The organism is Pseudomonas gorinensis, from assembly GCF_042015035.1.
GTDB classification, from domain to species: domain Bacteria; phylum Pseudomonadota; class Gammaproteobacteria; order Pseudomonadales; family Pseudomonadaceae; genus Aquipseudomonas; species Aquipseudomonas gorinensis.
The window spans coordinates 5,218,414-5,236,710 of record NZ_CP167125.1 but is presented as its reverse complement, the minus strand read 5'-3'; the positions used below and the strand labels follow the sequence as shown (position 1 = coordinate 5,236,710).

General features: G+C 61.4%; 18 protein-coding genes. 11 read left to right on the top strand and 7 right to left on the bottom strand.

Annotated elements, in window-relative coordinates; all coding sequences use genetic code 11:
* Positions 1 to 50: 50 nt before the first annotated feature.
* Positions 51 to 1,013 carry an alpha/beta hydrolase gene (locus AB7933_RS23670; RefSeq protein ID WP_024076628.1) on the bottom strand — a complete coding sequence of 321 codons (963 nt, stop codon included), beginning with the start codon at positions 1,011 to 1,013 and terminating at the stop codon, positions 51 to 53.
* A 142-nt stretch (positions 1,014 to 1,155) separates the two neighbouring features.
* Here AB7933_RS23670 and aroC point away from each other — a divergent pair, with 142 nt between their 5' ends.
* The 4 genes from aroC (at position 1,156) to AB7933_RS23650 (ending at position 4,487) form a co-directional block, all read left to right on the top strand.
* Positions 1,156 to 2,247 carry a chorismate synthase gene (gene aroC, locus AB7933_RS23665; protein ID WP_024076627.1) on the top strand — a complete coding sequence of 364 codons (1,092 nt, stop codon included), beginning with the start codon at positions 1,156 to 1,158 and terminating at the stop codon, positions 2,245 to 2,247.
* 61 nt (positions 2,248 to 2,308) lie between these two features.
* Positions 2,309 to 3,472 carry an MFS transporter gene (locus AB7933_RS23660; RefSeq protein ID WP_024076626.1) on the top strand — a complete coding sequence of 388 codons (1,164 nt, stop codon included), beginning with the start codon at positions 2,309 to 2,311 and terminating at the stop codon, positions 3,470 to 3,472.
* Positions 3,469 to 3,999 (top strand): acireductone dioxygenase, encoded by a 531-nt coding sequence (locus AB7933_RS23655; protein ID WP_024076625.1) that lies wholly within the window; start codon positions 3,469 to 3,471, stop codon positions 3,997 to 3,999. Before AB7933_RS23660 ends, AB7933_RS23655 begins: the two co-directional genes overlap by 4 nt.
* Positions 4,000 to 4,208: 209 nt before the next feature.
* Entirely contained in the window at positions 4,209 to 4,487 is a 279-nt protein-coding gene (locus AB7933_RS23650) for a response regulator transcription factor (RefSeq protein WP_024076624.1), read from the top strand.
* Between the two features lie 60 nt (positions 4,488 to 4,547).
* Here the strand turns inward: AB7933_RS23650 and AB7933_RS23645 are convergent, their stop codons facing one another.
* Entirely contained in the window at positions 4,548 to 4,826 is a 279-nt protein-coding gene (locus tag AB7933_RS23645; RefSeq protein WP_003172952.1) for a DUF3509 domain-containing protein, read from the bottom strand.
* Between the two features lie 399 nt (positions 4,827 to 5,225).
* Between AB7933_RS23645 and AB7933_RS23640 the strand changes: the two genes are divergently transcribed.
* The 5 genes from AB7933_RS23640 (at position 5,226) to AB7933_RS23620 (ending at position 10,994) form a co-directional block, all read left to right on the top strand.
* Entirely contained in the window at positions 5,226 to 7,052 is a 1,827-nt protein-coding gene (locus tag AB7933_RS23640) for a long-chain-acyl-CoA synthetase (RefSeq protein WP_024076623.1), read from the top strand.
* Between the two features lie 97 nt (positions 7,053 to 7,149).
* Complete coding sequence (locus tag AB7933_RS23635) at positions 7,150 to 7,665, top strand: ankyrin repeat domain-containing protein (RefSeq protein ID WP_024076622.1); 516 nt, start codon at positions 7,150 to 7,152, stop codon at positions 7,663 to 7,665.
* Positions 7,666 to 7,706: 41 nt separating this feature from the next.
* On the top strand, positions 7,707 to 8,237 hold the full coding sequence (locus AB7933_RS23630) for a hypothetical protein (RefSeq protein ID WP_024076621.1): 531 nt from the start codon (positions 7,707 to 7,709) through the stop codon (positions 8,235 to 8,237).
* Positions 8,238 to 8,304: 67 nt separating this feature from the next.
* Positions 8,305 to 8,496 carry a PLDc N-terminal domain-containing protein gene (locus AB7933_RS23625; protein WP_024076620.1) on the top strand — a complete coding sequence of 64 codons (192 nt, stop codon included), beginning with the start codon at positions 8,305 to 8,307 and terminating at the stop codon, positions 8,494 to 8,496.
* A 410-nt stretch (positions 8,497 to 8,906) separates the two neighbouring features.
* Positions 8,907 to 10,994: an LTA synthase family protein gene (locus AB7933_RS23620; RefSeq protein ID WP_024076619.1), complete on the top strand. Its 2,088-nt coding sequence runs from the start codon at positions 8,907 to 8,909 to the stop codon at positions 10,992 to 10,994.
* A gap of 54 nt (positions 10,995 to 11,048) precedes the next feature.
* Here the strand turns inward: AB7933_RS23620 and AB7933_RS23615 are convergent, their stop codons facing one another.
* On the bottom strand, positions 11,049 to 11,201 hold the full coding sequence (locus tag AB7933_RS23615) for a DUF3309 family protein (protein ID WP_010208879.1): 153 nt from the start codon (positions 11,199 to 11,201) through the stop codon (positions 11,049 to 11,051).
* A 328-nt stretch (positions 11,202 to 11,529) separates the two neighbouring features.
* Between AB7933_RS23615 and AB7933_RS23610 the strand changes: the two genes are divergently transcribed.
* Together AB7933_RS23610 and csrA are read left to right on the top strand one after the other, a co-directional pair.
* Positions 11,530 to 12,345: an SDR family oxidoreductase gene (locus tag AB7933_RS23610; protein WP_024076618.1), complete on the top strand. Its 816-nt coding sequence runs from the start codon at positions 11,530 to 11,532 to the stop codon at positions 12,343 to 12,345.
* Positions 12,346 to 12,533: 188 nt separating this feature from the next.
* Positions 12,534 to 12,731, top strand: a complete 198-nt coding sequence (gene csrA, locus AB7933_RS23605) for a carbon storage regulator CsrA (RefSeq protein ID WP_024076617.1) — start codon at positions 12,534 to 12,536, stop codon at positions 12,729 to 12,731.
* 8 nt (positions 12,732 to 12,739) lie between these two features.
* Here the strand turns inward: csrA and AB7933_RS23600 are convergent, their stop codons facing one another.
* From AB7933_RS23600 to AB7933_RS23585, 4 genes are all read right to left on the bottom strand, one after another.
* Positions 12,740 to 12,967, bottom strand: coding sequence for a YheU family protein (locus AB7933_RS23600; protein ID WP_003236706.1), 228 nt, complete (start codon positions 12,965 to 12,967; stop codon positions 12,740 to 12,742).
* 59 nt (positions 12,968 to 13,026) lie between these two features.
* Positions 13,027 to 14,211 carry an osmoprotectant NAGGN system M42 family peptidase gene (locus tag AB7933_RS23595; RefSeq protein WP_024076616.1) on the bottom strand — a complete coding sequence of 395 codons (1,185 nt, stop codon included), beginning with the start codon at positions 14,209 to 14,211 and terminating at the stop codon, positions 13,027 to 13,029.
* 451 nt (positions 14,212 to 14,662) lie between these two features.
* Positions 14,663 to 16,411, bottom strand: a complete 1,749-nt coding sequence (gene ngg / locus AB7933_RS23590; RefSeq protein ID WP_024076615.1) for an N-acetylglutaminylglutamine synthetase — start codon at positions 16,409 to 16,411, stop codon at positions 14,663 to 14,665.
* 3 nt (positions 16,412 to 16,414) lie between these two features.
* Complete coding sequence (locus tag AB7933_RS23585; RefSeq protein ID WP_024076614.1) at positions 16,415 to 18,187, bottom strand: N-acetylglutaminylglutamine amidotransferase; 1,773 nt, start codon at positions 18,185 to 18,187, stop codon at positions 16,415 to 16,417.
* Positions 18,188 to 18,297 lie beyond the last annotated feature (110 nt).

Here is an 18,297-nt window from a genome sequence, read left to right as displayed (position 1 = left end):
GACCCTGGGCTTATCGGCCGCTTTTCCCAGTACTGGAGGCAATTAGTCGGTCAACGGGGTTGAAGTCCGTCGATAAAGCGCACCAGGCGTGTGCCCAGCTCGGCGGCCAGGGGCAATTGAGGGTTGTTATAGGAGGCCAGTTGCTGCTTCACGTCGTTGGGCACGATGCGCATCACGTGGTTCATGCCCTCGATTATCGTCAATTCGGCGTCGGGCTTGGCGTTCTTCAATTGCTGCGCATCGCCCACCCCCACCTGGATATCGTGGGTGCCCTGGATGATCAGCGCCGGCATGCGTAGCTTGGCAAAAGCTGCCGAGGGGTCGGCACGAAACAGGCTGATCAGATAGGGCTGAACGCTGGGTCGGAAAATCCCTTCCAGAGGGGCCGGCACATCGGGGTCCACCTGGCCGGCCTTGAGGTGGTCAAGGATTTCATTACTGCGCAGCAGCAGGGCAGGGGGCAGGTGGTCAGCCAACTGTTGGCGTATCACCTGGTCCACCGGACGGGCGCTGCCGGACAAGGAGACCACCCCCGCCGGATCGAGTTGCGGCGCGGCCAGGGCGGCCACCAGCGCACCTTCGCTATGGCCCAGCACAATCAGCGGGCCCATGCGCTTGTCGGCCTTGAGCAGCTTGCCCCAGGCCACGGCGTCGGCCACGTAGGCGTCCAGGGTCAGGTTGCGCTCATCGGGCGTGGCGGCCAGGCTGGCGGCAACGCCGCGCTTGTCGTAGCGCACGCTGGCGATGTTATGCCGGGCCAGTACCCAGGCCAGGCGCTTGAGGCTGTCGTTGCGCGCGCCGTCGGCGCTGTTGCCGTTGCGGTCGGTGGGGCCGGAGCCGGCAATGATCAGCACCACCGGCACCGGTTTGTCGGACTGGGGCAGCAGCAGCGAGCCAAACAGCTCGCCGCTGCCGGTGTCGAGGCTGATGGGCCGTTGCAACACCACGGGGGACGCGGCACAGGCCACGCCAGTAAACAGGGTCAGGGTCAGTAGCAAAACTCGAAGCATCATCACGCCATCGTCAGGAAGGTGCCGGTTCGACCAACGTCTACCGGTAAGGTTTCGAGGATGAACTAGTCGGTTGGCCCGCGTATACTGGCGCGCTTGGTTATCACCTCTGAGTGATTACAACTGATTTCACGGAGCGCCCTGCATGTCCGGCAATACCTTCGGCAAGCTGTTCACTGTCACCACCGCAGGCGAAAGCCATGGCCCGGCGTTGGTCGCCATTGTCGACGGCTGCCCGCCCGGCCTCGAGCTGTCCCTGGAAGACCTGCAGCGCGACCTCGACCGCCGCAAGCCCGGCACCAGCCGCCACACCACCCAGCGTCAGGAGCCTGACCAGGTCGAAATCCTCTCTGGCGTGTTCGAAGGCCGCACCACTGGCTGTGCCATCGGCCTGCTGATCCGCAACACCGACCAGAAGTCCAAGGACTACTCGGCGATCAAGGACCTGTTCCGCCCGGCTCATGCCGACTACACCTACCATCACAAATACGGCGAACGCGACTACCGTGGCGGCGGCCGCAGCTCGGCCCGCGAGACCGCAATGCGCGTGGCGGCCGGTGCGATTGCCAAGAAGTACCTGGCCACCCAGGGTATCGTCATCCGTGGCTATATGAGCCAGTTGGGCCCGATCGAAATCCCGTTCAAGACCTGGGACAGCGTGGAAGACAACGCCTTCTTCTGCCCCGACCCGGACAAAGTGCCGGAACTGGAAGCCTACATGGACCAGTTGCGCCGCGACCAGGACTCCGTGGGCGCCAAGATCACCGTGGTCGCCGAAGGCGTCAAGCCGGGCCTGGGCGAGCCGATCTTCGACCGCCTGGACGCCGAACTGGCCCACGCGCTGATGAGCATCAACGCGGTGAAAGGCGTGGAAATCGGCGCGGGCTTCGCATGTGTCGCCCAGCGCGGCACCGAACATCGCGACGAACTGACCCCACAAGGTTTCCTCAGCAATAACGCGGGCGGCATCCTCGGCGGTATTTCCTCCGGGCAGCCGATCATTGCGCACCTGGCCCTCAAGGCCACATCGAGCATCACCACCCCGGGGCGTTCGATCGATGTGCACGGCAATCCGGTGGACGTCATCACCAAGGGCCGCCATGACCCGTGCGTCGGCATCCGTGCCACACCGATTGCCGAAGCGATGATGGCGATCGTGTTGATGGACCACCTGCTGCGCAACCGTGGGCAAAATGCCGATGTACGCGTGAGTACCCCGGTACTGGGCCAACTGTGACGGATTGTGGTGGCGAGCGATGTGGCTCGCGCGGGGCTGTGAAGCAGCCCCTTGCGGCAACATGACACCCCCCGTCCCGTACTGGCGCCTCTCCAGCTTCTACCTGTTCTACTTCGCCCTGCTGGGGGCGACAGCGCCATTCCTGGCGCTTTACTTCGATCATCTGGGGTTCTCCAGCGCGCGCATCGGCGAACTGGTGGCCATCCCCATGCTGATGCGCTGCGTGGCGCCCAACCTGTGGGGCTGGCTCGGCGACTATACCGGTCGGCGCCTGGCCATCGTGCGTTTTGGCGCGGTGTGCACCCTGGCGAGCTTTTGCCTGATTTTCATCAGCAAGACTTACGCCTGGCTGGCGCTGGTGATGGCCTTGCACGCGTTCTTCTGGCATGCGGTGCTGCCGCAGTTTGAAGTCATCACCCTGGCCCACCTGCACACACAAACCTCGCGCTACAGCCAGGTCCGCCTGTGGGGCTCCATCGGCTTTATCCTCACCGTCGTGATCATGGGTCGCCTGTTCGACTGGCTGAGCCTGGATATTTACCCGGTGGTGGTCGTGGTGATCATGGCCGGCATCATCGGCGCCAGCCTGTGGGTACCGAACGCGCAGCCTGCCACCCAGGGCAATCGCCTGGCTGACGAGGGTTTCCTCACGCAATTGCGCAGCCCCGGGGTCCTTGCGTTTTATGCCTGTGTGGCGCTGATGCAAATGAGCCATGGGCCGTACTACACCTTCCTGACCCTGCACCTGGAGCACTTGGGCTACAGCCGAGGCGTGATCGGTATGCTCTGGGCCCTGGGGGTGGTCGCGGAAGTGCTGATGTTCCTGGCCATGAGTCGCATCCTTACGCGCTTTTCCGTGCGTCGTGTGTTACTGGCCAGTTTCCTGCTGGCGGCGCTGCGTTGGTTGCTGCTGGGCTCGTTTGCCGAGTTTTTCTGGGTGTTGCTGTTGGCGCAAGTGATGCACGCGGCAACGTTCGGCAGTTTTCATGCGGCGGCGATTGCCTTTGTGCAACGCAGCTTCGGCGACCGCCAGCAGGGCCAGGGCCAGGCGTTGTACGCAGCCTTGGCCGGCACCGGCGGCGCACTTGGCGCTTTGTATGCCGGCTATAGCTGGAACCTGTTGGGGCCGACCCTCACGTTCAGCATCGCCAGCGTCGCGGCCCTGGCCGCCGCCCTTATCATCGGCTTTCGATTGCAAGAGCAGAACCAAGGAACCGTCCAATGAGTTATGTAGCCGTTTACTCCGTCACCACCCCGGATACCCCGAACAAGGTCCTGACCCATTTCGACGACATCGTCTCGACCCTGGCCGAGCACGGTGTGCGGTTTGAGCGCTGGCAACCAGGCCCGCTGGCAAAAGGTGCCAGTGAGGCTGAAATGATCGCCGCATGCCAGCCCCGGATCGACGCCCTCGGTTACGGCTGCATTGAGGTGTTCAGCGTCACCGGCGACCACCCGCAACGCACTGAGCTGCGCGCCGGCCTTCTCGATGAGCGCCGCTACAGCTCGGACCAGGCCAGGTTCTTTATCGCCGGCCAGGGGCTGTTCAGCTTGCACATCGGTGACTATGTGTACGGCGTACGCTGTGAGAAAAATGACCTGCTGGTGATCCCGGCCGGCTTGCCGCATTGGTTCGATATGGGAGAGCACCCGCACTGCGTGATCTTGCAGTTATCCCACCAGCCTGGGCACGCGGTCGCTGAGTTTACCGGGAGTGAGCTTGCCGCTGGGTTTCCAGGATTGGACGACTAGTCGCTGGTTCGCGATTGTTCAACCCGCCTATGCGGAAAAGTATTGTGGGAAGAACCTTATTGGAGTGTAAGACTTGGCTGTTTTTGCCGGTCTTGCTCTTTAATTCCGTTCGTTATGTAAATCTCTCCAAACCTCGATGTTTATGCTGTCTGTCAATAGGAGAAATCCGAAGGTTAGGACGGCGTCCGCAAATAAAAGGAGAGAGATGAATGAGCGCGCAACAGGAGCAGGATCGATCGTCACCGACGCAGGACGAAGTGTCCACAGCGGTGAGAAAGCGCCTGAGCTTGTCCGGCAAGCCCCTGACCCCCGCGGAACAGGAAATCCTGCGCTGGGCCCTGGAGGGCAAGACTGTCTGGGAGATCAGCCAGATTCGAGCCAGTTCCGAAGCCACGGTGAAATTTCACCTGCGTAACATCTATGGCAAGTTGCAGGTCACCAACCGCGTGCAGGCAATGAATGAAGCGGTTCGGCAAGGCCTGTACTGAACGCATAAAAAAGGGCCGCGACGCTTGATGGCGTCGCGGCCCTCTTTATTGCTGGATAGCTCAGGCCGAATGGTAGGTCGGCAAGGCAAAGCGGTTCTGGCTTTGCAGCATCGAAATCTGCGGCAGCTCACTGGCTTGTTCGGCCAGGTCGCGGCGAATCGCGCTGATCACCCACGTCAGTTGATCGGCAGTGTGCAACTGCTGGTAAGAGATCGAACGCTTGACCTGCTTGCCTTCGCTGTTGCGCAGGGTCAACAGGATACCGCCGTCGGGACGTGGCTGGGTGGTGACGTCGTAGTTGGAGAATACTGAGGCGAATTTATCTTGGATCAGGCTCATGTCTATCAGCTCCGTTGGCTCAAGTTGGCAAGCATGGAGTGATAGGTGCAGTGATTGTGCCAGCTAGTGAATTTATAAAAAGTCTTTATAAATCAATAGGTTAATAATATTCAGAATTTTCGGTTTCGTGCAATTTGCATGAATGGCCATCATGCATCCTGCATTTTGCGCTATTCGATAGGCCCGTCGCGGCGGGTGCTCAAGGGTAAAGACTGTCTGTACGTGACTAAATTCCCTTTTTTCAGCCAACGAGGGGCAGGGGATACAAAACTTTTCAAATCCCGCGTGTACAGCTGAAGAATCGCTGGCGTATTTTCCTGCAAGGCATTCGGCCTCCTGCCTTCGCAAGGCGCCGGTGTTTCCGGATCAGATAAAGAATAAGAAAAAGGATGTTCCGCCATGAGCCATCAGCCAAACGACATGATCACCTGGGGCATGATGCTGCGTAAGGTGCCAGCCATCGTGCGGGCCTTGCCTCGAGTGGTGCGCGGCATGCGCGCTGCGAATGTCACCGACCCGGCGCAGCCTTGCGGCCTGGGCTGGCACTTCGAACAAGCCACCCTGCGTAACCCTGATGGCGCCGCCTTGCTCTACGGCGACAGCGTGCTCAGCTACCGCGACGCTAACCAGCGTGCCAACCGCATCGCCCATCATCTGGCCTCCCAAGGCATCGGCAAGGGTGACGTCGTCGCGCTGTTTATCGAAAACCGTCCCGAGTTGCTGCTGAACGTGCTGGCGGTGACCAAGCTTGGCGGCATCTGCGCCATGCTCAATACCGCACAAACCCAGGCGGCGTTGGTGCACAGCCTGAACCTGGTCAACCCGGTGGCAATCGTGGTCGGCGCGGAATTGGTGGATGCCTATACGGTGGTGCGCGATCAAGTGTCGATCCCGGCGGAGCGCACCTGGTTCGTCGCGGATCAGCATGCCAGCGCGGTCCCCGAGGGGTATGTCGACCTGATGGCCGCCAGTGCCGACTGTTCGCCAGACAACCCCGCCAGCAGTGCCCGGATCTTCTTCAGCGACCCCTGCTTCTATATCTACACCTCCGGCACCACCGGTCTGCCCAAGGCCGGCATCATGAAACATGGTCGCTGGACCAGGACCGCCGTCAGTTTCGGCAGCATCGCCCTGGACATGGGCCCGGACGATGTCATGTATTGCACCTTGCCGCTGTACCACGCCACCGGTCTGTGCGTGTGCTGGGGGGCGGCGATCATTGGTGCCTCGGGATTCGCCATTCGGCGCAAATTCAGCGCCAGCCAGTTCTGGGACGATGCGCGCAAATTCAACGCCACTACCCTCGGGTATGTCGGCGAATTGTGCCGCTACCTGCTTGACCAGCCCACCAGTACCCAGGACCGCGATAACCAGGTGACCAAGATGGTCGGCAACGGCTTGCGCCCCGGTGTTTGGGCACAATTCAAACAGCGCTTTGGCGTCGAGCATATCTGCGAACTGTATGCCGCCAGCGATGGCAATATCGGCTTTACCAACGTGCTGAACTTCGACAACACCATCGGCTTTTGCCTGCAACATTGGGCGCTGGTGGATTACGTCCCGGAGAGCGGCGAACCGCTGCGGGGCAGTGATGGCTTCATGCGCAAGGTGCAAACGGGCGGCCAGGGCCTGTTGCTGGCCAGGATCGATGAAAAGTCGCCGTTCGATGGCTACACCGACCCGGAAAAAAACCGCAAGGTGGTGCTGACCGACGTGTTCGAAAAGGGCGATCGCTACTTCAATACCGGCGACTTGTTACGCAGCATCGGCTTTGGCCATGCGCAGTTTGTCGATCGCCTGGGGGATACCTATCGCTGGAAGGGCGAGAACGTTTCCACCACCGAAGTCGAGAACATCCTGCTGCAACACCCGCAGATCGCCGAGGTCGTGGCCTATGGTGTCGAGATCGAAAACACCAACGGCCGCGCAGGCATGGTCGCCATCACTCCCAGTGAATCCCTGGCGGCCCTGGATATGCGCGAACTGCTGCAATTCGCCCATGGTCAATTGCCGCACTATGCGGTGCCGTTATTCCTGCGGATCAAGGTGAAGATGGAGACCACTGGCACCTTCAAGTACCAGAAGGTACGGCTCAAGGAAGAAGCCTTCGACCCGGACAAGGCGGGCAACGATCCGGTCTACGCGTGGTTGCCGGGCTCGGACAGCTACGTGCCGGTCACGGGGCAATTATTGGCGCAGATCCAGGGCGGTGAGTTTCGCTATTGATTGTGTCTATGAAGGCTTTTGACAAAAAAGCCATGACAGTGGGGAACTCCATCGCGACACTGGGCGCCATATAAAGCACCAGAACAGGAGCCTCCCCATGTCAGACCACGCCAAACGAATGACCGAAGACGAAGCCGCCGAATTTGCCGAACAGGTCTTCGACGTGGCCCGCAAAGGCGACGCGGCCATGCTCGCCGCGCTGCTGGCCAAAGGCTTGCCGGCCAACCTGCGCAACCACAACGGCGACACCTTGCTGATGCTCGCGGCCTACCATGGCCACGCCGAGGCGGTAAAAGTGCTGCTGGAATTCAAGGCTGACCCGCTGATCGCCAATGACAAGAACCAACTGCCGATCGCTGGCGCGGCGTTCAAGGGCAACCTGCCCGTGGTCAAGGCCCTGATCGAGGGTGGCGCACCGGTTGACGCAGCATCCTCGGACGGCCGCACGGCATTGATGATGGCCGCGATGTTCAACCGCGTTGAGATGGTGGACTACCTGCTGGGCCAGGGCGCGAACCCCAGGGCGGTCGATGCCCAGGGTGCGACGGTGCTGGCAGCGGCGCAGACCATGGGCGCGATGGATACGGCGGCGCAGTTGCAGAAACTGGTGTAGGCTACGCGCCCTCGAAAACCAGCCCGTCACAGGATCGCCCCATGAAAACCGCCCTCGTCGAACTCATCAGCAACATCAGCACCGGCCTCATGAGCGACGACGAGGTGGCGCGCATCGCCGAAGAGGCCGCCCAGGCCTACGCAGACCCTGCGGCCTTCCTGGCGGCCAATCCGGACATCAACTACGACGACACCTTCCCGATCCCGCTGGGGGAGTGGGTGGTGGTCGGCAGCCTGCCGGACACCGTGCTGTTCCAGGCCGATACCTACAGTGATCTGTTTGCCCAGATCGTCGCGTCGTTCGGCCCGGGCGTGGCATTCAACCTCAAGCCCAAGCAACTGGCCAAGACCGAAGCGCTGACCGCCCTCAACCGCATCCAGATCCAGATGAGCGCCCTGAGCCCGGAAGACGGCGGCTATGTGTTGATGAACTTCAGCCAACCGCTGGATGACGAGATCCAGGCGGTGCTGGTGTACGGCAACGACCTGGCGCGCGTGTTGGCGCTGTGTGCCGAAGTCGGCATCAAGGGCGAGCCTTCCCTGGAAGCGTTGAAGGTGGCCGTTCACGTCTGAAATAAAACGGAACCCCCGCCAGGGCTGACTATCCTACAAGGGCATGCCCTCACTTAGGAGCGACACCATGGGTTCTACTTTCAACGGTCTGATCGGGTTGATCATCCTGGCGCTGGATATCTGGGCGATCATCAATGTGTTCCAAAGCGGCGCAAGCACCGGGGCCAAGGTGCTCTGGATCCTGTTGATCCTGTTGCTGCCAGTGTTGGGCCTGATCATCTGGGCGATCGCCGGGCCGCGCGGTAATGTGCGGATCTGACCCCTCACTCCCTTTGGCGTGTGAGCGATAAGTGTGGGAGGGGGCTTGCTCCCGATAGCGGTGTGGCAGTGCCAGATGAGTTGGCTGACCCACCGCTATCGGGAGCAAGCCCCCTCCCACAGTGGTCTTCAGCGCACTCCAGAGATTTGTGTGTCGAAATATTCGCTGCACGAAATTTTCACATCCCATCCAAGACAATTCGCCCGCTTTGAATCGCCGCCCCAAGGCTCTATCTCCAGTGCCGTTAACGGCAGAAGGGGGGCGCACATTCAGTAATTAATAGCGTTGCTCGCATTGATCGGGCACCATTTGCGCCACCGCGCAAACCGCCTCCCCCCAGCCAGCCTGGGCGAGGCCGAGCGCCATTGCTTTATTTCGCAACTTAAACTTCCAATGGGTCCTGAAACGACATGGCAAACCCGGACGCCCTGAGTCAGCAGCGAGCTTCTAATCGCCTGCTGCAACCGACCGTCAAATCCCATCTGGCGTACACGCTGCTTTGCGCACTGGTCATGATGGTGATGTTTTCCCTGCTGCGCCTGGCGCTGCTGGCCTACAACCGCGAGATGATCCTCGACACCCCGGCCTCGACCTTCCTGGAAGCGTTCGCCAACGGCCTGCGCCTGGATATTCGCCTGGTGGTGTACGTGCTGATCCCGCTGCTGCTGGCCCTGTTCAGCGTACGGGCCATGGCCGCGCGTGGGTTCTTCCGTTTGTGGCTGACCGTTGCGTCCAGCATCGCCCTGTTCCTGGGCTTGATGGAGATGGACTTCTACCGCGAATTCCACCAGCGCCTCAACGGCCTGGTCTTCCAATATGTCAAGGAAGACCCGAAGACCGTGATGAGCATGCTCTGGTACGGTTTCCCAGTGGTGCGCTACCTGCTGGCCTGGGCCGTGGGCACGCTGATCCTGAGCATCGCCTTCAAGGGTGCCGACCGTGCCACGCGCCCGCGCGGCCCGTTCAGCGGTGGCAGCATCGGTACCCGCCAGGTGGCGCCGTGGTACTCGCGCATCGCGGTGTTCGTGGTTTGCCTGCTGGTCGCGGTCGTCGCTGCTCGTGGCACCCTGCGCCAGGGCCCGCCGCTGCGTTGGGGTGACGTCTACACCACCGAGTCGAACTTCGCCAACCAGTTGGGCCTCAATGGCACCTTGTCGCTGATCGCCGCGGCCAAGTCGCGCTTCTCCGAAGAACGCTCCAACATCTGGAAAGCCACCCTGGATCAACCGCTGGCCACCCAGACCGTGCGCGACATGCTGGTCTTGCCGCAAGAGAAACTGGTGGATACCGACACCGCCGCCGTGCGCCGTGACTACACGCCGCCGGCCGAAAAAACCCTGCCGATCAAGAACGTCGTCGTGATCCTGATGGAAAGCTTCGCCGGTCACTCGGTGGGCGCCTTGGGTCGCCCGGGCAATATCACGCCGTACTTCGACAAGTTGTCCAAGGAAGGCCTGCTGTTCGACCGCTTCTTCTCCAATGGCACTCACACCCACCAGGGTATGTTCGCCACCATGGCCTGCTTCCCGAACCTGCCGGGCTTCGAATACCTGATGCAGACCCCCGAAGGCAGTCACAAGCTGTCGGGCCTGCCGCAGTTGCTCAGTGCACGCAAGTTTGACGACGTGTATGTCTACAACGGCGACTTCGCCTGGGACAACCAGTCCGGTTTCTTCAGCAACCAGGGCATGACCAACTTCATTGGCCGCAATGACTTCGTCAACCCGGTGTTCTCCGACCCGACCTGGGGCGTGTCCGACCAGGACATGTTCAACCGTGGCCTGGAAGAGTTGAAGGCCCGCGAAGGCGGCAAGCCGTTCTACGCATTGCTGCAAACCCTGTCCAACCACACGCCGTACGCGCTGCCCAACCCGTTGCCGGTGGATAAAGTGACCGGCCGTGGCAGCCTCGACGAGCATTTGACGGCCATGCGCTACTCCGACTGGGCCCTGGGCCAGTTCTTTGAAAAGGCCCGCAAAGAGCCGTACTTCAAGGAAACCCTGTTCGTGATCGTGGGTGACCACGGCTTTGGCAATGAACAGCAGATCACCGAAATGGACCTGGGCCGCTTCAATGTGCCGATGCTGATGATCGCACCGGGTATCCAGGAGAAGTTCGGCGAGCGTGACCACACCGTGGGCACCCAGATCGACATCGTCCCGACTATCATGGGGCGCCTTGGCGGCGACACCCTGCACCAGTGCTGGGGGCGTGACCTGCTGAACCTGCCGGAAGGCGACAAGGGTTTCGGCGTGATCAAGCCTTCGGGCAGCGACCAGACCGTGGCGTTGCTCACTGGCGACCGCGTGCTGGTGTTGCCTAAGGAAATGCCACCGAAGTTGTGGGAATACGAACTGGGCGCCGAGCCAACCGGTAAGGTCATTCCTGATTCGCCGGACGAAGCTGCACTGAAGCAGAAGCTTGAATCGTTCCTGCAGACCGCGACCAAGAGCCTGTTGGATAACACCGCAGGGGTGGTTGATGGCAAGCCGGACTAATTGACCGGCAATAAAAAAGAGGCCTTCAAGAAGGCCTCTTTTTTTGCCCGGCTTTTATATCTTGCCGAGCAGCAACAACACCAGCAGCACGACCAGGACCACACCGAGAATACCCGACGGACCATAACCCCAGCTACGGGAGTGCGGGAACACTGGAAGGCCACCGACCAGTAGAAGGATCAGGATAATGATCAGAATGAGGCTCATAGTTTTTTTCCTTGTAGGCCTTCTGTAAAGACCGGTTATTTAACGATAGGCCCGACAGTTGAATACGGACGCCTTAATAACTCCGACTGTGCGCCTGCGTGGAAAATTCCATGTTTTTTTAAAGCGTTTTGCAGCGTCGCTTATTTCTTTTAATACCCTCGCCAATGCACCTGCTTAGTTGAAAAAGATTGAACTTAGCCTGTGGGCAGGTATCCGACCGAGCCCGCGGTTTGCCTGGGGCATTCATCATTCTGATGGTGCGTGGGTGTAGGAAAAACCTTCGCTACACTGCCGATCACTTCTTCTGTGAACCACAAGGCTACTTTCTATGCAAAATCGCATGATGATCACTGGCGCCGGGTCCGGCCTGGGTCGTGAAATCGCTCTGCGCTGGGCCCGCGAGGGTTGGCAACTGGCCTTGTCGGATGTCAGTGAGCCGGGCCTGCAGGAAACCTTGAAGCGGGTACGCGAGGCCGGTGGCGACGGTTTTATCCAGCGCTGCGACGTGCGCGACTACAGTCAGCTCACGGCCTTTGCCCAGGCCTGCGAGGAGAAGCTGGGTGGCATAGATGTGATCGTCAACAATGCCGGCGTGGCCTCCGGTGGGTTCTTCGCCGAACTGTCCCTGGAGGATTGGGACTGGCAGATCGCGATCAACCTGATGGGCGTGGTCAAGGGCTGCAAGGCGTTCCTGCCGCTGCTGGAAAAGAGCAAGGGCCGCATCATCAACATTGCTTCGATGGCAGCACTGATGCAGGGCCCGGCCATGAGCAACTACAACGTGGCCAAGGCCGGCGTAGTGGCGCTATCGGAAAGCCTGTTGGTGGAGCTCAAGCAGCAGGAAGTGGGGGTGCACGTGGTCTGCCCGTCGTTTTTCCAGACCAACCTGTTGGACTCGTTCCGTGGACCGACCCCGGCAATGAAAGCGCAGGTGGGCAAGTTGCTCGAGAGCTCACCGATTTCGGCGGCGGATATCGCCGATTACATTTATCAGCGGGTGGCCCAGGGCGAGTTCATGATCCTGCCCCATGAACAGGGTCGGATGGCGTGGGCGTTGAAGCAGAAGAACCCGCAGTTGCTGTATGACGAGATGACCGTGATGGCGGATAAGATGCGCGCGAAGGCCCAGGCTGTCAGGGGGTGATTGGGATGGTGTGCATATCCGTTTCCTTGATAACGGATATGCCCCGCTAAACCCGCCACAACCAAGCCTCTGTCTGTCAGGCAATTTACCCGCCTATGTAGGCGCTGCCTGATTTAGCCGCAAGCCATTGCTGCCACAAATCCAAGCGCGCAAGGTCAAGGTCCTGTCACTCGAAAAGGACAACCGCCATGCTGGTCTTAAGCCGCGCCGTAGGCGAAATCATCTCCATTGGCGATGACATCGCCTTGCACATCCTCGAACTGAACGGTACCCAGGTTAAATTCGGCATCCAAGCGCCGACGGGCGTCAATGTGCACCGCGCCGAGGTGTTTGAGAAGATCGTCGAACGCCAGGGTGCCGCCGCCCATCCGCAACCCAACGCCTGAAACCGCGCTCAGTCGAACAGATGCTTGGGCACGTCGTGCTTGAGCATCAACTGGCATTGTTCGCTGTCGGGGTCGAATACGATCAATGCCTGGCCCTTGGTCAGCGCCTGGCGCACGCGCAATACCCGGGTTTCCAGGGGCGTGTCGTCGCCATTGTCGGTACCGTCGCGGGTGACGAAGTCTTCGATCAGGCGGGTCAGGGTGTCGACTTCAAGTGCGTCGTAGGGAATCAGCATACAAGCCTCAACTAGAGAATCCCGGCGATGCTACTGCGCCGGGACCATTGTTGCCAGCGTCAGGACTTCTGACCGACCAGGCTGTCTACCGACGGCACACGCGTGTCGCTCTCCATCTGCGTTTCGTGCTCGATCTGATGGCTGAACCTGTCCAGTGAACCCTGGGCCGGTTGCGCATCGCTGGCAAACACGGGGGGGCTGAGGATATACGCGCTCAGCAGGCGACTCAGGGCCGCCAGGCTGTCGATATGGGTGCGCTCGTAGCCGTGGGTCGCATCGCAACCAAACGCCAGCAGCGCGGTGCGGATATCGTGGCCAGCGGTCACCGCCGAATGGGCATCGCTGAAGTAATAACGAAACAGGTCGCGACGCACCGGCAGTTCATTGTCCGAAGCCAGGCGCAGCAGGTGGCGGGACAGGTGATAGTCATACGGCCCGCCGGAGTCCTGCATCGCCACGCTCACCGCGTGCTCGCTGGAGTGCTGGCCAGGGGCGACCGGTGCGATATCGATGCCGACAAACTCACTCACATCCCAGGGCAGGGCAGCCGCTGCGCCGCTGCCGGTTTCCTCGGTGATGGTGAACAGTGGGTGGCAGTCGATCAGCAAGGGTTCGCCGCTGTCGACGATGGCCTTGAGTGCGGCAAGCAGGGCGGCGACACCAGCCTTGTCGTCCAAGTGGCGCGCGCTGATATGGCCGCTTTCGGTGAACTCGGGCAGGGGGTCGAACGCCACGTAGTCACCGATGCCGATTCCCAGGGAGTCGCAGTCGGCACGGGTCGCGCAGTAGGCGTCCAGGCGCAGCTCCACATGGTCCCAGCTCACCGGCATTTCATCCACGGCGGTATTGAATGCGTGCCCTGAGGCCATCAATGGCAGGACGCTGCCACGGATCACGCCGTTGTCAGTGAACAGGCTGACGCGGCTGCCCTCGGCAAAGCGGCTTGACCAGCAACCGACGGGGGCCAGGGTCAGGCGTCCGTTATCCTTGATCGCGCGGACGGCGGCGCCGATGGTGTCCAAGTGCGCCGATACTGCGCGGTCGGGGCTGTTCTTCTGGCCCTTGAGGGTGGCGCGAATGGTGCCGCGGCGGGTCATTTCAAACGGGATGCCCAGCTCTTCCAGGCGTTCGGCGACATAGCGCACGATGGTATCGGTAAACCCGGTGGGGCTGGGGATGGCGAGCATTTCCAGCAGCACTTTTTGCAGGTAGTTGAGATCCGGTTCGGGGATGGTTCGGGTCATAAAGACTCCTGACTGGATAAGATAAGGGCGGTTTTGTGGCGAGCTGGCTTGTTGTGGAGAGCTGGCTTGTTGTGGCAAACGGACTTGTTGTGGCGAGCTGGCTTGTTGTGGCGAGCGGGCTTGCCCTAATGCCGTTCAGTTAAGGCTTTTTTGTAGGAGCGAGCTTGCTCGCGAAGAACTCACAGGCGCCGCGTTCACTCAGGAAACACGCGTTATCGTTGACGTTTTTCGCGAGCAAGCTCGCTCCTACAGAAGGCGATGTACGCTTAACTGAACGGCATTAGGGCTTGCCCCGCGTTGGGCTGCGCAGCAGCCCCCTCTCCCCAAGCACCACGCTCTTTCAGTCAGACCTCATTGGCACATGTGGGGGCTGCTTCGCAGCCCAACGCGGGGCAAGCCCGCTCGCCACAACAAGCCCGCTCGCCACCACAGGCCCCCCTCGCCACAGGGTTTATTGAGCGGTCGGCTGACTGTGTGGAAACAACAAATCCACAAACTTCTCTGCCGTCGGCTGCGGTTCATGGTTGGCCAGCCCGGCCCGTTCGTTGGCTTCGATAAACACGTACTCCGGTTGATCGGCCGCGGGCACCAGCAGGTCCAGGCCCACCACGGGGATATCCAGCGCGCGGGCGGCGCGTACGGCGGCGTCGACCAGGGTGGGATGCAGGATGCCCGTCACATCTTCCAGGCACCCACCCGTGTGCAGGTTGGCAGTACGGCGCACAGCCAATTGCACACCACGGGGCAGGATGCTGTTGTAGTCGTAGCCAGCGGCTTTCAAGGTGCGTTCGGTTTCGGCATCCAGGGGGATTTTGCTTTCGCCATCGGTGGCGGCCTGGCGGCGCCGGCTTTGCGCCTCGATCAGCGCGCGGATGGAGTGCTGGCCGTCGCCGATTACTTCGGCCGGGCGGCGAATCGCGGCGGCCACGACTTCGAAGCCGATCACCAGGATGCGCAGGTCGAGACCCTCGTGGAAGCTCTCGAGCAATACGCGGCTGTCGAACTGCCGCGCCGCTTCGATGGCCTGTTGCACCTCGTCAATCTCTTGCAGGTCCACCGCTACACCCTGGCCTTGCTCGCCGTCCAACGGCTTGACCACGATGCGCTGGTGTTCGTCGAGGAACTCCAGGTTGTCATCGGCGCTGCCCGCCAGTTGCTGGGAAGGCAGTTTCAAACCGGCGGCCTTCAATACCTTGTGCGTAAGGCTCTTGTCCTGGCACAGGGTCATGCTGATGGCGCTGGTCAGGTCGCTCAATGACTCCCGGCAACGCACGCGACGCCCGCCATGGCTGAGGGTGAACAGCCCCGCATCGGCGTCGTCCACCTGCACGTCGATGCCGCGCCGATGGGCTTCTTCGACGATGATCCGCGCATAGGGGTTGAACCCCGCCTGCGGGCCGGGGCCGAGGAACAGCGGCTGGTTGATACCGTTCTTGCGCTTGATCGCAAAAGTGGTCAGTGCGCGGAAGCCCAGCTTGGCGTACAGGCTCTTGGCCTGGCGGTTGTCGTGCAGCACCGACAGGTCGAGGTAGCTCAGGCCACGGCTCATAAAGTGTTCCACCAGGTGGCGCACCAGCACTTCGCCCACGCCGGGGCGCGTGCATTGCGGGTCGACGGCCAGGCACCACAGGCTGCATCCGTTTTCCGGGTCGTGGAAGGCTTTGGGGTGATTCAGGCCCATGACGCTGCCGATCACTGCGCCGCTGTCTTCATCCTCGGCCAACCAGTACACCGGGCCTCCTTCATGGCGCGGCGTGAGGCGCTCGGCGTCGACGGGCAACATGCCGCGGCCCTGGTAGAGCTGGTTGACCGCGAGCCAATCGGCCTCGGTCTGGACCCGGCGAATCCGGAAGCCGCGAAACACCCGGGTGGCAGGGCGATAGTCGCTGAACCACAGGCGCAGGGTATCGGACGGATCCAGGAACAACTGCTGCGGATCGATCCCGAGGATCTGTTGGGGCGCAGCCACGTACAGCGCGATGTCGCGCTCGCCGGGCTGCTCGTTGAGCAGTTCCTGGGCCAGGCTGGCCGGGTCGGGAAAGGTGTGGCCGATCAACAGCCGGCCCCAGCCGCAATGCACCGCAATCGGCTCGGCGGCCAGTGGGCTGCCATCTTCGGCCAGGCGCGCCTGCAGGCGCTCATAGGTCGGCGCCTGGCCCTTGAGCAAGCGTTGGCTGTAAGCCGCGGCATTCGGTTTCATGGATCAGATTCCTTGTTCGCTGAGCCACAGGTTCAGCGCTGCCAGTTGCCACAGCTTGGAGCCGCGCAACGGCGTCAGTTGGCCCTGCGGGTCAGTCAGCAGGCGATCGAGCATGGCCGGGTTGAACAGGCCGCGATCCTGGCTGGGGTCGAGCAGCAGTTCACGCACCCAGTTCAAGGTGTCGCCCTGCAAATGCTTGAGCCCTGGCACCGGGAAGTAGCCTTTCTTGCGGTCGATGACTTCGCTCGGGATCACCCGGCGCGCCGCTTCCTTGAGTACCTGCTTGCCGCCGTCGGGCAACTTGAATTGACCGGGGACGCGTGCCGACAGCTCCACCAGGCGGTAGTCGAGGAACGGCGTGCGGGCCTCCAGGCCCCAGGCCATGGTCATGTTGTCGACGCGTTTGACCGGGTCGTCCACCAGCATCACCGTGCTGTCCAGGCGCAGGGCCTTGTCCACGGCGGCATCGGCGCCGGGCATCGCGAAATGCTCACGCACGAAATCGCCAGCGGCATCGTTGGCGGTCAGCCATTTTGGAGCGGCGGTGGCGGCGTAGTCGTCGTAGCTGCGGTCGAAAAACGCCTCGCGGTACGCGGCATACGGATCGCTGGCACCGTCCACCTGCGGGTACCAGTGGTAACCGGCAAACAGTTCGTCGGCGCCCTGGCCGCTTTGCACCACCTTGCAATGCTTGGCCACTTCCCGGGACAAGAGGTAGAAGGCAATGCAGTCATGACTGACCATCGGCTCGCTCATGGCGCGGAACGCGGCCGGCAGTTGCTCGATGATCTCGCTTTCGGCGATGCGCAATTGATGGTGGCGGGTGCCGTAGTGCTTGGCGATCAGGTCTGAATACTGGAATTCATCGCCGCGCTCGCCGCCAGCGTCTTCAAAACCGATGGAGAAGGTCGACAGGTCCTGCACGCCGACTTCCCGCAACAGGCCGACAAGCAGGCTCGAATCGACGCCACCGGAGAGCAGCACGCCGACATCCACGGCGGCGCGTTGGCGAATCGCCACGGCCTCGCGGGTGCTGTCGAGCACGCGGTCGGTCCAGTCTTCCAGCGTGAGGTTGCGCTCATCCTCTCGCGGGCCGTAGGGCAGGGTCCACCAGGTTTTTTGCTCGGTGTTGCCCTTGGCGTCGACGCGCATCCAGGTGGCGGGCGGCAGTTTTTCGATGCCTGCCAGCAGCGTGCGCGGTGCAGGCACCACGGCATGGAAGTTCAGGTAATGGTTGAGTGCGACGGGGTCGAGGATCGGGTTGATATCGCCGCCCTTGAGCAGGGCTGGCAGGGTTGAGGCAAAGCGCAAACGCTGGCCGGTACGTGAGAGGTACAACGGCTTCACGCCCAGGCGGTCGCGGGCGATAAACAGGCGCTGGGCGTCGCGCTCCCAGATGGCAAACGCGAACATGCCGTTGAGCTTGGGCAGCAGAGCCTCGCCCCAGGCGTGATAGCCCTTGAGCAGCACTTCGGTGTCGCCGCCGGAATAGAAGGCATAGCCCAGGGCTTCGAGCTCCTGGCGCAGTTCCGGGAAGTTATAGATTGCACCGTTGAACGCCAGGGACAGCCCCAGTTGGGCGTCAACCATCGGTTGGGCCGAGCCATCCGACAGGTCCATGATTTTCAGGCGTCGATGGCCCAGGGCAATCGGCCCTTGGGCATGAAAGCCCCAGGCGTCGGGGCCACGGGGGGCCAAGTGATGGGTGATGCGTTCAATCGCTGCCAGGTCGGCAGGTTGGGCATCAAAACGTAGTTCTCCAGCTAATCCGCACATAAGTTCCTTACCGGTTTTTCCGTTGGGGAGGGGTAAATACTCAATGCGCCTAAAGGGCGCGTACCCAGAAACTGACACGCCCCTATGATTGGAGTTTTAGAACAATCTGT

Excerpts from the sequence above, each read along its gene's own strand:
- AB7933_RS23670 (WP_024076628.1), bottom strand. The coding sequence starts at position 1,013 with ATGATGCTTCGAGTTTTGCTACTGACCCTGACCCTGTTTACTGGCGTG.
- aroC (WP_024076627.1), top strand. The coding sequence starts at position 1,156 with ATGTCCGGCAATACCTTCGGCAAGCTGTTCACTGTCACCACCGCAGGC.
- AB7933_RS23660 (WP_024076626.1), top strand. The coding sequence starts at position 2,309 with ATGACACCCCCCGTCCCGTACTGGCGCCTCTCCAGCTTCTACCTGTTC.
- AB7933_RS23655 (WP_024076625.1), top strand. The coding sequence starts at position 3,469 with ATGAGTTATGTAGCCGTTTACTCCGTCACCACCCCGGATACCCCGAAC.
- AB7933_RS23650 (WP_024076624.1), top strand. The coding sequence starts at position 4,209 with ATGAGCGCGCAACAGGAGCAGGATCGATCGTCACCGACGCAGGACGAA.
- AB7933_RS23645 (WP_003172952.1), bottom strand. The coding sequence starts at position 4,826 with ATGAGCCTGATCCAAGATAAATTCGCCTCAGTATTCTCCAACTACGAC.
- AB7933_RS23640 (WP_024076623.1), top strand. The coding sequence starts at position 5,226 with ATGAGCCATCAGCCAAACGACATGATCACCTGGGGCATGATGCTGCGT.
- AB7933_RS23635 (WP_024076622.1), top strand. The coding sequence starts at position 7,150 with ATGTCAGACCACGCCAAACGAATGACCGAAGACGAAGCCGCCGAATTT.
- AB7933_RS23630 (WP_024076621.1), top strand. The coding sequence starts at position 7,707 with ATGAAAACCGCCCTCGTCGAACTCATCAGCAACATCAGCACCGGCCTC.
- AB7933_RS23625 (WP_024076620.1), top strand. The coding sequence starts at position 8,305 with ATGGGTTCTACTTTCAACGGTCTGATCGGGTTGATCATCCTGGCGCTG.
- AB7933_RS23620 (WP_024076619.1), top strand. The coding sequence starts at position 8,907 with ATGGCAAACCCGGACGCCCTGAGTCAGCAGCGAGCTTCTAATCGCCTG.
- AB7933_RS23615 (WP_010208879.1), bottom strand. The coding sequence starts at position 11,201 with ATGAGCCTCATTCTGATCATTATCCTGATCCTTCTACTGGTCGGTGGC.
- AB7933_RS23610 (WP_024076618.1), top strand. The coding sequence starts at position 11,530 with ATGCAAAATCGCATGATGATCACTGGCGCCGGGTCCGGCCTGGGTCGT.
- csrA (WP_024076617.1), top strand. The coding sequence starts at position 12,534 with ATGCTGGTCTTAAGCCGCGCCGTAGGCGAAATCATCTCCATTGGCGAT.
- AB7933_RS23600 (WP_003236706.1), bottom strand. The coding sequence starts at position 12,967 with ATGCTGATTCCCTACGACGCACTTGAAGTCGACACCCTGACCCGCCTG.
- AB7933_RS23595 (WP_024076616.1), bottom strand. The coding sequence starts at position 14,211 with ATGACCCGAACCATCCCCGAACCGGATCTCAACTACCTGCAAAAAGTG.
- ngg (WP_024076615.1), bottom strand. The coding sequence starts at position 16,411 with ATGAAACCGAATGCCGCGGCTTACAGCCAACGCTTGCTCAAGGGCCAG.
- AB7933_RS23585 (WP_024076614.1), bottom strand. The coding sequence starts at position 18,187 with ATGTGCGGATTAGCTGGAGAACTACGTTTTGATGCCCAACCTGCCGAC.